The sequence below is a fragment of the Flavisolibacter tropicus genome (assembly GCF_001644645.1).
GTDB lineage: Bacteria > Bacteroidota > Bacteroidia > Chitinophagales > Chitinophagaceae > Flavisolibacter > Flavisolibacter tropicus.
In genome coordinates this window covers 2,253,762-2,268,090 of the sequence record NZ_CP011390.1, presented here as the reverse complement: position 1 = coordinate 2,268,090, position 14,329 = coordinate 2,253,762, and the positions used below count along the sequence as shown (strand labels likewise).

The 14,329-nt window shown below is 41.6% G+C and carries 13 protein-coding genes; 5 read left to right on the top strand and 8 right to left on the bottom strand.

Annotated features, from left to right (window positions below):
* The first annotated feature begins 90 nt into the window (after window positions 1-90).
* From SY85_RS09490 to SY85_RS09470, 4 genes are all read left to right on the top strand, one after another.
* Entirely contained in the window at window positions 91-1,854 is a 1,764-nt protein-coding gene (locus SY85_RS09490; RefSeq protein WP_066403917.1) for an ABC transporter ATP-binding protein, read from the top strand.
* Window positions 1,855-1,914: 60 nt separating this feature from the next.
* Entirely contained in the window at window positions 1,915-2,466 is a 552-nt protein-coding gene (locus SY85_RS09485; protein ID WP_066403916.1) for a DUF1003 domain-containing protein, read from the top strand.
* Window positions 2,467-2,890: 424 nt separating this feature from the next.
* A complete protein-coding gene (locus SY85_RS09475) occupies window positions 2,891-3,592 on the top strand; it encodes an ABC transporter ATP-binding protein (RefSeq protein WP_066403909.1) in 702 nt (233 codons plus the stop codon).
* Window positions 3,593-3,625: 33 nt separating this feature from the next.
* Window positions 3,626-4,183 (top strand): cob(I)yrinic acid a,c-diamide adenosyltransferase, encoded by a 558-nt coding sequence (locus SY85_RS09470; protein WP_066403908.1) that lies wholly within the window; start codon window positions 3,626-3,628, stop codon window positions 4,181-4,183.
* Between the two features lie 203 nt (window positions 4,184-4,386).
* On the opposite strand, the gene SY85_RS09465 is transcribed toward SY85_RS09470, so the two are convergent.
* The 4 genes from SY85_RS09465 to SY85_RS09450 all read right to left on the bottom strand — a co-directional run bounded on the left by SY85_RS09465 (window position 4,387) and on the right by SY85_RS09450 (window position 9,675).
* Entirely contained in the window at window positions 4,387-6,390 is a 2,004-nt protein-coding gene (locus tag SY85_RS09465; protein WP_066403907.1) for a M1 family metallopeptidase, read from the bottom strand.
* Window positions 6,391-6,609: 219 nt separating this feature from the next.
* Window positions 6,610-7,056 (bottom strand): hypothetical protein, encoded by a 447-nt coding sequence (locus SY85_RS09460; RefSeq protein ID WP_066403905.1) that lies wholly within the window; start codon window positions 7,054-7,056, stop codon window positions 6,610-6,612.
* 112 nt (window positions 7,057-7,168) lie between these two features.
* The gene (locus SY85_RS09455; protein WP_066403902.1) at window positions 7,169-8,638 is read right to left on the bottom strand and encodes a tail fiber domain-containing protein; all 1,470 of its coding nucleotides are present in this window, start codon (window positions 8,636-8,638) and stop codon (window positions 7,169-7,171) included.
* Between the two features lie 35 nt (window positions 8,639-8,673).
* Window positions 8,674-9,675, bottom strand: coding sequence for a T9SS type A sorting domain-containing protein (locus tag SY85_RS09450; RefSeq protein WP_082886353.1), 1,002 nt, complete (start codon window positions 9,673-9,675; stop codon window positions 8,674-8,676).
* A gap of 279 nt (window positions 9,676-9,954) precedes the next feature.
* On the opposite strand from SY85_RS09450, the gene SY85_RS09445 reads away from it, so the two are divergent.
* Window positions 9,955-10,506 (top strand): M23 family metallopeptidase, encoded by a 552-nt coding sequence (locus SY85_RS09445; protein ID WP_066403898.1) that lies wholly within the window; start codon window positions 9,955-9,957, stop codon window positions 10,504-10,506.
* A gap of 151 nt (window positions 10,507-10,657) precedes the next feature.
* On the opposite strand, the gene SY85_RS09440 is transcribed toward SY85_RS09445, so the two are convergent.
* From SY85_RS09440 to rsmI, 4 genes are all read right to left on the bottom strand, one after another.
* A complete protein-coding gene (locus SY85_RS09440) occupies window positions 10,658-11,581 on the bottom strand; it encodes a c-type cytochrome (RefSeq protein ID WP_066403894.1) in 924 nt (307 codons plus the stop codon).
* Between the two features lie 5 nt (window positions 11,582-11,586).
* Window positions 11,587-12,861, bottom strand: coding sequence for a PQQ-dependent sugar dehydrogenase (locus SY85_RS09435; protein WP_066403891.1), 1,275 nt, complete (start codon window positions 12,859-12,861; stop codon window positions 11,587-11,589).
* Between the two features lie 245 nt (window positions 12,862-13,106).
* Window positions 13,107-13,430 (bottom strand): DUF3592 domain-containing protein, encoded by a 324-nt coding sequence (locus tag SY85_RS09430; RefSeq protein ID WP_066403889.1) that lies wholly within the window; start codon window positions 13,428-13,430, stop codon window positions 13,107-13,109.
* 81 nt (window positions 13,431-13,511) lie between these two features.
* Window positions 13,512-14,243, bottom strand: coding sequence for a 16S rRNA (cytidine(1402)-2'-O)-methyltransferase (gene rsmI / locus SY85_RS09425; RefSeq protein WP_082886352.1), 732 nt, complete (start codon window positions 14,241-14,243; stop codon window positions 13,512-13,514).
* Window positions 14,244-14,329 lie beyond the last annotated feature (86 nt).

Sequence of the window (14,329 nt, the reverse complement as noted above, 5' to 3'; positions counted from 1 at the left end):
TCTCACAGCTCGCAGCTATCACTAGCAAATTTTCACATAAGCTAATCAGCTAATCCTCCTCATCGGTCTGTTTTTTGATGCCTACTTTCCATGTATATTTTATGGAAGTATCTACAACCACAACGAACCCTAATTTTCTATTCCTTACTACTAGCTGCAGCAGCTCAATTATTAAGTTTAATTGACCCCATAATATTCGGGAAGATCATAGATGACTATGCTACTAATGCTCATAGCAGGCCGCAAGAAGAGCTCATCAACGGTGTACTACTTTGGTTAGGTGTAGCTATTGGCATTGCCCTACTGGCAAGGTTGGCAAAGGCATTTCAAGATTATACTACCCGCTTGGCAGTAGCAAGGTTTGGTATGCAGATCTTTAATGATGGTCTTCGACAAACATTGCGTTTATCTTTTCAGGAGTTTGAAGAGAGTCGCAGTGGTGAAACTTTGTCCATTTTACAAAAAGTAAAAACCGATACAGAACGCTTTGTTTCCTCCTTTATCAACGTTCTCTTTTCTTCTATTGTCGGTATTGGGTTTCTAATTTGGTATAGCATTACCAAAAACTGGTTGCTGATCCCTGTATTTGTTGTTGGTATTTTAGTCCTGGGTTCACTTACCGGCTTGCTCTCCAAACGCATTAAAACCGTGCAGCGTTCCATAAACCGGGAAACCAATAAAATGTCTGGTGTTATTACCGAAAGTCTGCGGAATATAGAGCTGGTAAAAAGTCTTGGACTTACATTCCCAGAGATACGCCGCTTGCGCGAGCAAACACAGAAGATTTTTGATCTGGAAATGGTAAAAGTGCGCAAAGTGCGTACACTCTCTTTCCTTCAAGGAACCACACTGAACCTGCTACGGCAATCGATCCTATTTATTTTGCTCTGGCTAATATTCAGAAATGTGTTGACTACCGGTGAATTGATAACCATGCAGTTTATTTCTACTGGCATTTTTGGACCGCTGCAAGACCTTGGTAATATTATTCTTCAATACCGGGAAGTGGAAGCATCAATTCACAGTTTTGATACACTAATGCATAAGCCTATCGAAGAACGGCCTGAGAATCCTGTGGAGATTGGAGAGTTGAACAGTCTTCAATTTGAGAACGTTGTCTTTCGGCATAAAACGGCTAACCATAATGCAATTGATGGAATATCCTTTAAGGTTAAGGCCGGTGAGACTATTGCTTTTGTGGGGCCTTCTGGCTCAGGAAAATCAACGCTGGTGAAGTTATTGGTGGGACTATATAAGCCGGTAAGCGGGGCTATTTATTTCAATAATGAATTGTTTTCTGACATACGATATAATCAATTACGGAGACAGATTGGCTTTGTTACGCAAGACACACAATTGTATGCCGGTACCATTAAAGAGAACTTGCTCTTTGTAAAGCCTGACGCTACTGATGAAGATATCTTGCAAGCCTTGAATCATGCTTCTACACAGCAACTGTTAGCCCGCTCTTCACATGGTATTGATACCATGCTAGGGGAAAATGGTATGAAGCTGTCTGGTGGTGAAAAGCAACGCATTTCTATCGCTAGAGCACTTTTGCGCCATCCACGGCTACTGATTTTTGATGAAGCAACATCTGCTTTAGACTCTCTTACAGAAGAAGACATTACTAATACGATTCGCCAGGTTTCGGCTAGCCGGGAACAAATGACCATACTGATAGCCCACCGTTTGTCCACTATCATGCATGCCGATGTGATTTATGTATTGGAGCGCGGCAAGGTAGTAGAAATAGGGACACACTATGATCTGATCAACCAGAAAGGGCTTTACTATGCCATGTGGCGACAGCAAGTAGGAGAGCGACGTGTTAGCGACGAGCGCGTATCATAGCTGAACGCTTTAGAAAGTTGTGTATTTTTAAAGAACCGCTCTTATTAAACTTTTCAGCTAATGAAAAAGGAAGAAATAGACCATCTCTTTAAAGCCGAGAAAGAACAGTTGCACAAACTGCATGATATCATTAAGCAATCCATGCAAGATGAAGAGTCGATTGTTGAAAACCTTTTGCACCCACCACAAGAAATTCTTACTCCCGGTCAAACGATTTCTGATAAAGTAGCTCGTTTCGGAGGAAGCTGGACTTTCATTATTACCTTTTTGCTGATACTTGTAGCATGGATCGTGTATAATTCATTATTGCCGAATAATGAGCGTTTTGATCCCTATCCTTTTATTTTGATGAACCTGGTATTGTCTTGTATTGCGGCCTTGCAAGCCCCGATCATTATGATGAGTCAAAACCGACAGGAAGAAAAGGATCGGCAACGGGCACAAAATGACTATATGGTAAATATGAAGGCTGAATTGGAGATTAGAAGTCTGCACCAAAAGATTGATCTATTGCTACAAGAGCAAATGAAAACACTATATGAAATTCAGCAAAAACAAATGGATCTGCTAAATCAAATCCAGTCAAAGCTGGCCTCCCATGAACAACAATGATTCAAACCAAACGTCTCCTCATATATTAAACACATCGTCTAATTTATTAGGGTTGTGTTTCTTAGTACTTACGTCTATTCGATTGCTTGATGTAAGTGGGAAAACTATAATTGATGAAGTCGTATCAGTAGCAGCCTTAGCATTTATGGTCAGTAGCATTTTGTCGTTTCTTTCTATAAAGTCCCATAAGGAACTAAAAAGTCGCCGACTTGAAGACGTAGCTGATTATTTTTTTATGGGAGGCCTTTGTACATTGTTTTTGGTCATTGTCGTTATTACCTTTCAATTTATGAAATAAGGTACTGCCAGTGAGCCATTATTGTCAGCTACAATTAATATAAGGATACGTTTACAATAAAGGGCTCGGTTTTTACTGCTTTGACCAAGAGTTGAATACTTATATTTGAAGAAGCAACCCATCAACATGCAAGGCATAATTGAATTACACGACATACGTAAAAATTACTATCTCGGCAAACAAGTCATTGAGGTGCTAAAAGGCATTTCATTATCTATCAAAAGGGGAGATTACGTGGCATTGATGGGACCATCAGGTTCTGGTAAAAGCACGCTCATGAACATATTGGGATGCTTGGATACGCCTACCGCAGGCAATTATATTCTGAATGGTCAAGACGTCAGTAAAATGGAAGACAATGATCTGGCGGATGTACGTAATAAAGAAATTGGGTTTGTTTTCCAACAGTTTAACCTGCTGCCTCGCCTTACCGCTGCTGAAAATGTAGCTCTGCCACTGGTTTACGCCGGTGTACCTAAAAAGCTGCGGATGGAGCGTGCAATGGCCGTTTTGGAAAAGGTGAATTTGGCTGATCGTAGTCATCATAAGCCGAATGAGATGAGTGGCGGACAAAACCAGCGGGTAGCCATTGCCAGGGCCTTAGTGAACAACCCTTCGATAATATTGGCAGACGAGCCTACAGGTAACCTTGATACTAAGACCTCATATGAGATCATGGATATATTTGGAAAGATCCATTCTACAGGTAATACCGTAGTATTGGTAACCCATGAAGAAGATATAGCCAAACATGCACACCGTATTATACGGCTGCGCGACGGTGTTATTGAAACGGATAAGCGTAGAGAATTGTCTGTAATCGTGTAACTCCTTCTTCTCAATTTTTACAACTGGAATATTATGGCAAAGATTTATACTAAGACTGGCGATAAGGGAACAACTTCTCTTATAGGTGGCACTAAGGTTACAAAAAGTCATATTCGTATTGAAACATATGGTACGGTAGACGAATTGAATTCCTGGGTAGGAGTAGTGAGTGATCATCTCACGGATAGTGCTACTAAACAAACATTGAAAGAAGTACAGGATCGTCTTTTTACCGTTGGTTCCTCATTGGCTTGTGATCCAGATAAAGAACCCAAGCTTAAGATCCCAGACCTACACGAGAGTGATGTGGAATTTTTAGAAAAAGAGATTGACCGCATGAATGAAATACTGGAACCCATGCGTTCCTTCATATTGCCTGGCGGTGCTCCTGCCGTTTCATTTGCTCATGTAGCCCGCTGTGTATGCCGGCGAGCGGAGCGACTTTGTGTAGCGATGCAGCAGGAAGAGTTAGAAATTGAAGCCTTAGTATTGAAATACCTGAACCGTCTGAGTGATTATTTGTTTGTGGTTGCCCGGTATGCAGGGCATTTGCTGAAGGCAGAAGAAGTGAAGTGGAAGCCGAGGGTTTGAGCGGCCCCTCCCGGCCTCCTCGAAGGGGGGAGACCCATGGCACAAGGCCTGCTTAGCAACAAGTATTATTATTTGCAATTAGCTTTATAAAACAAAAAGCACTCCACTGAGGGAGTGCTTTTTGTTATGTAGTACTGTTTGTATCTGAGGGTATGTGTGGCAGCTAAGTCCTCCCTTCGGGAGGATTTAGGAGGGCCGTCCCTCTACCACTTCAATTCCAGCTTATTATTCTTTCTATCAATATCGGCCATGCGCTGTGATGGATCGATTTCAACAGTTGTAATGTCAGATAGTTTACGCTTGGTTTGAATCTCGTAGGTAGGATGTGTCCATTTCCAGGATTCATAAACCGTGCGTGGAGACTGACCTTCTTCAGCTGGCTTTGCGCCAAACATTAAATACATAGGTATGTAATGCCATTCGCTGGTACCATCTTTAAAGGTCACCTTTACATCTATTGGCATAGGCATTTCATTTACACGACGTAAACGGATATTTGTAGCACCATTTTGCTCATATAAACTATCAATGCCATAATCAATCTTCTTAGTTGTATTTACCCAATACATGCGGTACCAATCCAACTGCATATTGCTTTGTTTTTCAGCAATACGCATGAAGTCGTTTACGTTTGGATGCTTAAAATGCCATTGACGGTAGTAGTCTAGTAATACTCTATCACGTGCAGGTGCACCAATAATGTATCCTAACTGTTCCATGAATACAGCTCCTTTATTGTAGGCAGCGTTGGTATAAGCATAGTTAGTATTGTAATGATCGGCATGTGTGGTCAGTGGTTCTTCTTTGCCGCTTTTGGCTAATGCCAGATAGCCACCATAATTGGGCGCTTGATATAATGGTAAGGAGTTCTGGAACGTTGAATCTGACCTGCGTAAAGCTGTAGGATTATTTGCCAGGTTTTTGCGAACTACTTGCTGGCGATAATATTCCTCTACCAGGTTGGTAGCATACTCAGTAAAGCCTTCATCCATCCAGGGATATAATGATTCGTTTGTGCCCAGCATCATTTGATACCAGGTATGCATCCACTCATGGAAAGCGGTACCGAGTCCTGGGCCAACAATCATAGTACAGTTGGGGTATTCCATACCGCCATCACCACCATGAATAAAAGAGTATTGCTTATAAGGATAAGCACCAAAGTGTGCTTTAATAAAGGGATAAACAGTTACAGCTGCATCAGCAACGGCTTCCCATTGGGCGTCCCAACCCGCTACGTAATTATTGTAGTCGTTTTTATAATCGGCTTTAGCTGCCGGGCTCAGGTTGTCAAATGCCTCCTGTGTAGGCTTACCGTTATACAATACGTTGATGGTAATACCATCTATTGCTTTCCGGCTGATATGTTTGTACTCAGGATCTGCAGCCCAGGCAAAATCATGCACATTAGGGGCATTGAAGTGCCAGGTTAGTTTGTCGCCGGCAGGGCGTGTTACTTTAGCACCTTTCTCTTCGTAGCCATAACCTACGCTATTAGGATTTTGCAGATTGCCAGAGCCACCCAATACGTAACTCTTGTCGATCTTGATGGTAACATCATAGTCACCCCAAACGCCATAAAACTCACGTGCTACGTAAGGCGTAGGATGCCAGCCTTCATAATCATATTCTGACATCTTCGGATACCACTGTGTCATAGTATAGCGAACGCCGGTTGAGGGGTTGTCACGTCCGGAGCGGCGGATCTGCTCAGGCACCTGACCTTCCCAATCCATATCAAAGGTTACTTTGCTCTTGGGTAGAATAGGGCGGTCCAGTACTACTTCCAGAATGGTTTCATGGTAGTTGAACTTTTGTGGGCGACCGTCCATTTTTAATGTTAGGATCTTTTGGTAGCCTATATTTTCTTTGGAAAGGTTGGCAATACGGTCTTGCACACGGCCATCCCAATCCACAATATCGCGGCCATTTCTATCCTGGCGCAATACAATGGTTCCTTGACGGCGGCTGCGTACATCCATCATGCTATTGGGCTGAAATGCATTCCAGTACAAATGATAAAACACCCTTTTTAATGTGTCGGGCGAGTTGTTCCAGTATTCTAGTTTTTGTTTGCCAGTAAACTGGTTGCTCTGTACATCCATGTCTACTTTCATTGTGTACTTAACGCGTTGTTGCCAACGGTCGGGCTGTGCTGAAGCGCTTAGAGCTCCTAATAGTAAAAAAGAGAAAAAGAGATGTTTCATTTTTTGTGCTTCTTCTTTTAAATAGGGGTCAATTGCTAAGAGGTAAAAGAGTGGAAAGAGATAAAGAGAAATTCCTCTTTGTCTCCTTTTTCTCTTTCATCTCTTAGCTGTAAATGTCGTTAAATCGGCGTTACGAGAAAAAACAATTGTACAGTTTGAAAAGACAAAGCCCTCTATACAGAGGGCTTTGTCTTTAAGGAAGTTATATTACTTGTCTTGTTAGAGCGTTATTGATTCTTCCAGCAAGCGACCTTTAGGATTGAATACCAAGTACTTTTTTTGCACTTCGTTCTTAACAACCCGCACGCGATAGAGTTCTAAATTGTTTGGACGGTAAAGTATGGCTGCTTCTGTAATGTTCCAATTGGCATATTTGCTTTTTTCAAAGCCGTCTTTTACATCTGCACTAAAATGGTCAAACATCCATTCTTTTTCCGATTCCTTCCACACGCCTTTATTGGTATACGTGGCTATCATCTTGTCATCTTTCAGGTTAAAGTGCACCTTTACGTTTAGTAGGTGGTCTTTAAAATCAATGTCACGGGCACCGGCATACTGCTTTGCAAATGCTTGTTCTACTACATCAGGTACTTCTCTTAGTTGTGCTTTTGTTGTGGTAAATAATAACATCATTACAACAGCAGTCAGTATACTTTTTCGTCTCATAAATCTTATTTGGTTTTTATAACGGCGCCAAATGTTCAAAAAGTATGCTACACTCTGCGTTGTGGATAAAAGGTAAGCCTCACGCGAGAAGCCCTATTGCTGCTGTTTCTGCTTATTTGTGAATAATTGCTTCCAGTTTTTTTAATCGATCTTCTATGCTTTTTAACTGTTCTTTATAGGTCTTGTTTTCCTGTTGCAATACCTCAATCATTTGCTGTTGTTCCTGTACGGCTTTTACCAGTGGCATTACAAATTCACTATAACGGATGCCATAAAGAGCAGAATCGTTTGACGGAATATCCACGCCATTGAAGTCATAGTGGAGTTCTTTTGCTGCCTTTTCAACCTCCTGTGCAATGAAGCCTGTTTCGCGATAGTTCCTTTTTGGGGTTGAGTTGATGTTATCAGAGTGCTGTCCAAAATGAGTAGCAAGTTTATTTTTATTTACGGTATAGGTGACTGGGCGTAAACGTTTTATAAATGATAGGCCGGGTACATCTTCTTTAATATCATCTTTAAAGCGGCCATCGGAAAATGTGGTCCAACCCACTTGGCCACCGATAGAGGTAACACTTGCGTTACCAATACGTACTTTATGGCTGGCATCAACAATAGCCCCATAGCCAATAGCTGTAGCATTGGTTAGGCTGCTGGATAAAACATCAGCTGCTGCTCCAACGGCAGTATTCTTTGTGCCGTCTGTGTTTGTTAACAATGCACCAGAACCAACAGCAGTTGACAACTCGCCAATGGTATTAGATTTAAGGGCAGTACTACCTACAGCGGTATTCTGCCCCCGGTTGGTGCTGGAGAAAAGCGCTTGATAACCAACTGCGGTGTTGTTGGCGCCATTTGCATTTGAAAAAAGGGCGAGGTAGCCAAGACCTGTATTGGCATCTGCTTTATTGCTATATAGGGCTTCGGAGCCTACCGCCGTATTACCAGAAGTAGTGGCAGTAAAATAAAGCGCATGAAACCCCATTGCTGTATTATAGTTTCCAGCCGTATTGGTATAGAGGGCATTTAAACCATTGGCAACATTGAAGCTTCCTGAAGCATTCATTCGGAGAGAAGCTTCACCGGTAGCGGTGTTAGATGTTCCTGAAGTATTGTATTCTAAGCTGGATGTACCCATTGCCGTATTGTATTTGCCAGTACTTGCTTTTAGTGCCAACTGTCCAAAGGATGTATTGTCACCTGCAGGATAAAGTTGGCCTACTAAGTTATTGCCGGCTCTGAAAATCAGTGGCTGCCAATCTGTGGTGCCAATGAAGTTTGATGTTGTTGTAGCTGCATTTCCTGTAAGGCTCCATCCGTTGTTAATGCCCAGTTGTACCCAGGCCGTACCATTATGAAAGTAAAACCCTGCTGGGTTGTCGGTTTGATAAATTAGCAACCCGGTAGCTGGTGAAACTATGGCCGTACGCTGAGATGCCGTCATGCGTGGTATCAATAGGCCTTTATCAATGGACGTAACTTCTAGTTGAGCACTATTGTGGGGAGTAGAAGTGCCTATACCCACTTGAGCCTGTAACTGTGTAAATGCAATTAACAGCCCTATACAGAAAAATTGTTTTATCATAATCAAATGGAGATCGTTTAAGTAGTTGTTTGGTTTTAGTTTTTTAAAAATGAAACAGATGATGTCGTGTTATCCGTGTATGTTACCTGTATTGTATAAGCGCCTTTTGAAAATGCTTCTAACGGTAAAGTATGTTGGGTTATAGAAAGTACATTTGTCGTTAAAAGCAATTGACCATTGGCGCTGTAAACATGTATGGTCTTTATCAACTTGTCTTTGCTTTGTATGAAAACTTGTTGAGTGGCAGGATTAGGAAAGATTGAAATTGCTATCTGGTAAGGCACCGCTGCTACTTGAACAACCGGCGAATAGCTATACTGCAAGTTGTTATCTACTTGTTTAATGCGATAGAAGGTTTTACTGTTAGATATCGTATTATCATAAAAGTAGTATGGGTGTAAGCCTGGTTTATTTATGGCGGGTATTTGATTCTCAATAGTATACCAGTGCAAGCCATCGATACTGCGTTCAATGGTGAAGAAGCTTACTTCAAATTCATTATAGGTTTCCCAGTTTATACGAGCTGTTTCTTTTTCTCTAGTAGCTGTTACATGACCCCATTTTAATGGAAGCGGGTGGACTTCCGCTGCCAGGCTTATTTCATTCAAGAAAATATTAGTAACAGGAGTAGTAACTAAATTGGTGGTCGTATTTCTTATAACCCCAACTGTGTAAGCTTGCCATTGGCTACCATCATGCACATTCAGTGTGAGATCTGGTTCTGCTAGTCCGTTTAGCTCAGCCTCATTATAATAAAATCCAATGTTGCCAGTAAAGGCGGTCAATGTTGTATTCCATTGAAATGATCTATTAATGGATGGTGTAATTGAAGGGTGTGATAGTGTAGCTGTACGTTTTAAATTATTTGTGCTGGATATTGTGTATAGTGCTGATGGGGTTAGTGTCAATCCATCAATGATAACTGTTGTATTTGCCTTTATAGAAAATGAGGACGCGCCTGTAATATTTAATCCTGACTGACCATGGCAAAATAGCGCAAGGCAAAGCCCGCATAGGAGTAAGGATAGTTTACTCATAAAGCAAACATTTAGTTTTGGTTGTGGACTATAAAGTTTGTTGTCATTGTCAGTGGTACAATAGTTTTTGACTGACTGGTAGTTTTACTTGTATGAATTACCCACATTATGGAGTGAATGGTCTGATTGAGGCGGTCAATCTAAAGGCATAAAGAGGGTAAAGGCAAGCATTATGGCAGAGATATTTGGGAAAAACGTAATGAGTGAATTAAGATTTCCTTAGCAGTTGCTATAAAATATTGGAGGCAATAGTGTGTTATGTAAGAAACACCATAGCCGATGAAGAACCTTTTGCTGGTTTTTGTGGCTATTGCCACAATTTCCTTTTCCTTTGTTTCACGCCCTTCTGTAAAGCCTTATTCAACATCTATTAGTAGTGCTTTGGTCTTTCCAGTTGCAGGAAATCGAAGTGTAATCAAGGACAAGTGGGGAGCTAGTCGGGCTGGGGGTATACGAAAGCACAAAGGTATTGACATACATGCCCGGAAGGGAACGCCAGTGGTGGCTGTTTGTGATGGCGTAATTTCTGATCGCGATAATGGGGGCTTTGGAGGAAAGACACTTTGGTTGAAATCACCCAAAAACACATGGTCGGCTTATTATGCGCATTTAGATAAGCAATTTGTGAAACAAGGCCAGTGGGTGCGCAAAGGCCAGGTAATTGGCACCGTTGGTAACACCGGCAATGCTCGCACCACTCCATCACACTTGCACTTTGGAGTAAAGAAAGGCGGAAGCTGGGTGAACCCCTTGCCATATGTAAAAGGTGCTACCAAAGTGGTAGTAAAGAGCCCCTCAACAAATAAGACGACAAAAAGAGCGAGACGATAAGTGCCTGGCATTCTTGAAATGAGTAATCTGCTTTGCCTTTTATTCATCGGTATGATAATAAAGTAATGAAAGTGTCACGTGAGAAGCATGCCAAGGCTTGTCTTGCAGAAAGATGATATCCTAGAGCAATTCCACAACTGGTAGTTGAAAATTATTTAGATATTTTATGATGAACCGGCGGTAATGATTTCATGTAGCTATAGATAGCATGCACCTGACTTTCTGTTAAATGCTTGAATTTGGGCATAGGTGGACTAAGCTTTCCTCCAGATGGGTCAACACCTTCTTTAATTGCATTTGTAAAATCTACAATACTAAAACTGCCTATCCCGGTTTCCTGATCTGGTGTCAGATTGGGGGTACGTAGTTTTTTGCCTTCAGGCGTTTTTAACTTGATGCCGCCTTGAAGGTATCCCTTTGATTTTTCTGGTTCCAAGTAATCAAGACCTTTTACTTTTTTTGAGTGGCAATGATAGCAGGCAATAACACCCACAAGGTAACGTCCATTGCTAATCGAATCTTTTTTGTCGGGAGCCGTTACTCCTTTATGATAGGGTTGGGGCTTTGTCAAAAAACGTATTCCTGTTTTCCCAATGAAGTTGATATGGGTTTTCCCAACAGAGGTATCGTAGGCTGCAACAGCAGGGTCGTTGGATCGCAGGTACGCTATAATATCTTTTATATCATCGTCGGCCATCATGGGGCGCATCATAAATGGCATGAACTTTCCATTTTTGGAAATTCCTGTTTTTAGGAGATAAAAAAGTTCTGCGTCGCTATATTGACCAGGTCTGCCATGCGCACTGGAATGGGTGAGGTTGGCAGAATAGAGCTTGCCGCCAATCTTAGGGAGATCATTTAATGGTTTGCCAATAAAGCGATTAACCTTGGGGTCGTAATGGCAGCTGCCACAAACATTATATGCAAGGTTTTTCCCATTTTCCAGCGACCTGGATGTTTCATCAATGGTAAGTGCATCTGTAGTTGTATCAAAATAAAATCGGCAGCTGGAAATGGAGCCAGCCAGTAACACAATGGTTACTATTTTTTTATTGATTCCTACTCGCTTTTGCATAGCCTTTATTTCCCAGTATAATGTACTCGCCAAATGATTCTTCCTCCATCATCAGCCACTAGTAATGAGCCATCATTTAAAACGGCCACACCAACAGGACGGCCATATACTTCAGACTTTTCTTCATTGGCAATAAAACCGGTTAAAAAATCTTCAGGCTTGCCAGATGGTTTACCGCCTGAAAAGGGAACAAACACTACTTTATACCCAGAGAATTTAGAACGGTTCCAAGAGCCATGCTGACCTATAAAAGCACCACCCCGATAATGTTCAGGGAAGTTGTTCTGAGTGTAAAATGTAAGACCTAATGAAGCTGTATGCGGACCTAGAATAACGTCCGGCTTTATTGTTTTTTGTACCAGGTCTGGCTTTTGTCCTTTTAAGCGTGGATCTTCATGCTGACCAAAATACGCATAGGGCCATCCGTAAAAGCCGCCTTCTTTCACTGCCGTCAGGTAGTCGGGTGGTACATCATCACCTAGTTCATCCCGCTCATTTACGGCTGTCCATAATTGATTGGTTCCTGGTGCCCAATCCATACCTACAGGATTACGCAATCCACTGGCATATATCTTTTCGCCGCTGCCATCCCTATTTACTTCTATAATACAAGCTCTGTTAACTTCTTTATCCATTCCATTTTCACCTATATTACTACTGCTACCCACTCCGATATAAATTTTATCTCCGTTTTTAGAAGCAATAATATTTCTTGTCCAGTGTCTAGGGCCCCCTGGGTAGGAAGCGATTTTCTTGCCTGCTGATGTAATGGATGCTGCTCCTGGAGTGTAATCATAAACAAGCAGGGCATCTGTATTGGCCACATAAAACTTATTGCCCAGTATCAGCATGCCAAAAGGCATGTTCATGTTCTTTAAAAAAACAGTTTGACTTTCAGGTACACCGTCATTATTGGCATCTCGAAATAGTAAAATGTTATTGGGGCTTTTATCTTTATCAGCCTGTGATACAAATACATCACCATTACCGGCTATATAGATCCAGCGGGGGTGTTGAAGGTTTTCTGCAAATTTGCTTACCTGGAAGCCCTGAGGGGCCATTGGCATCTTGTTCTCTTTCCATCCAATCACTGTACTACGTTTTGATACTGATTTCGTAGTATCGGGCATAGGCAGCGTAATTGAATCATTTACAATTTTGGATTCAGCACTTGCTGAAGAGTCTAGTTTTTGATTTTCAGCAGCTGTGTTATTGTTACTGTTGTTACAGGCAAGGGAAAAGATCAGCAAGCAAACAGTGGTAGGTTTATCCCAAAACATACATGAGTTTTAAAACTTTGATGTTTACACAAGTAATTCTATCAAATTTTACGCCTTGGTCAGGCCCATCTATAAAGGATTGATACTAACGGATGAGGTAAAACGATTTGCTTTAGGCAAATGCTTGGTTACAATAAGCTAGGCATAATGGGGGCATGTGGGAACATGCGCCTGAGCGGGAGATTTATAATTACATAACATTAGCCATCAGTCTAATAGCATCTCTGACCTAGCATCCTCATCCATTAATTGGCATCAATACAAAACCTTTTGGGAACCCTTTTGTCATAAATAATCTTGACTTGGCTTGGAACGAGAACTTCGTACTGGGAGATAAAACCACTGATAGGTTGACCGACAACTTCTTCTCCCGTTTCTGTGATGAATTTTATTGTGGGATGATTGATATTTCCTCCTAATCTATACATACTTTTCGAAGCAGACTCTTTATTGTAGATGATAATGCCAGTAGTCCTAATGCCGTGTTGTTTTAATGCATGTTCTGTATCCTTTCCCAAAAAGAAATAAATTACTAGACCGATAAGCATAATAAATAGAAGGAATTCCATACTTGCTAATTCTAGTGCTTAGTTTAGAACATACATTCGTATTGCGCGGGTTGTCTAGATGCCAATGTTGCCTGTTTATCCTTATTCTTTCCCCTGCACTACTATCACGATCTCACCCTTAACGGTTTTGCTTTTAAAATGATCGTGTACTTCTTGTAACGTACCACGAGCATTTTCTTCAAACATCTTGGTGAGTTCGCGGCTTACGCTACAAGGGCGATCGGAACCAAAGTATTGGATGAAGTCTGCCAGCGTTTTTACCAGCCGCATAGGCGATTCATAAAATACAAGCGTGCGTTCTTCTGTAGCAAGTTGGGTAAGCAGTGTATGGCGGCCCTTTTTTAGTGGTAGAAAGCCTTCAAAAGCAAAGCGGTTGGTAGGTATGCCGCTGTTCACTAAAGCAGGAACAAAGGCAGTTGCACCAGGTAGAGTTTCTACTTTAAGATTCAACTTGGCACATTCTCTTACCAGTAAAAACGCCGGATCAGATATTCCAGGCGTACCAGCATCAGTGATCAGGGCTATGTTTTTGCCAGCCTGTATTTGTTCTGCAAGGTGTTGTACCACCTTGTGTTCGTTATGCTGGTGGTAGGGCGAAAGCGGTTTTTGAATATTATAGTGCGATAAGAACTTAGAAGAGGTGCGTGTGTCCTCGCACAAGATAAAATCCACAGCTTGCAGCACTTCCAGGGAACGGATAGTAACGTCTTTTAAATTGCCCAGTGGGGTAGGGACTATGTATAGGCCGCCCCCAGTCCCCCTAAAGGGGGAACTTGGGTTTGAGCTTTCTTTATCCGTTTCGTTGTGCTGCATAAGAGAAAGAGTAATTAATAATGAATAATTAATTACTTCCCGTTTCTATAATTTGAGAATTATGTTTTAATGTAGTGGCCATTCAC

Coding starts and splice junctions, on each gene's coding strand:
- SY85_RS09460 (WP_066403905.1), bottom strand. CDS start 7,056: ATGAGACGAAAAAGTATACTGACTGCTGTTGTAATGATGTTATTATTT.
- SY85_RS09435 (WP_066403891.1), bottom strand. CDS start 12,861: ATGTTTTGGGATAAACCTACCACTGTTTGCTTGCTGATCTTTTCCCTT.
- SY85_RS09465 (WP_066403907.1), bottom strand. CDS start 6,390: ATGAAACATCTCTTTTTCTCTTTTTTACTATTAGGAGCTCTAAGCGCT.
- SY85_RS09490 (WP_066403917.1), top strand. CDS start 91: ATGTATATTTTATGGAAGTATCTACAACCACAACGAACCCTAATTTTC.
- SY85_RS09445 (WP_066403898.1), top strand. CDS start 9,955: ATGAAGAACCTTTTGCTGGTTTTTGTGGCTATTGCCACAATTTCCTTT.
- SY85_RS09455 (WP_066403902.1), bottom strand. CDS start 8,638: ATGATAAAACAATTTTTCTGTATAGGGCTGTTAATTGCATTTACACAG.
- rsmI (WP_082886352.1), bottom strand. CDS start 14,243: ATGCAGCACAACGAAACGGATAAAGAAAGCTCAAACCCAAGTTCCCCC.
- SY85_RS09430 (WP_066403889.1), bottom strand. CDS start 13,430: ATGGAATTCCTTCTATTTATTATGCTTATCGGTCTAGTAATTTATTTC.
- SY85_RS09450 (WP_082886353.1), bottom strand. CDS start 9,675: ATGAGTAAACTATCCTTACTCCTATGCGGGCTTTGCCTTGCGCTATTT.
- SY85_RS09440 (WP_066403894.1), bottom strand. CDS start 11,581: ATGCAAAAGCGAGTAGGAATCAATAAAAAAATAGTAACCATTGTGTTA.
- SY85_RS09470 (WP_066403908.1), top strand. CDS start 3,626: ATGGCAAAGATTTATACTAAGACTGGCGATAAGGGAACAACTTCTCTT.
- SY85_RS09475 (WP_066403909.1), top strand. CDS start 2,891: ATGCAAGGCATAATTGAATTACACGACATACGTAAAAATTACTATCTC.
- SY85_RS09485 (WP_066403916.1), top strand. CDS start 1,915: ATGAAAAAGGAAGAAATAGACCATCTCTTTAAAGCCGAGAAAGAACAG.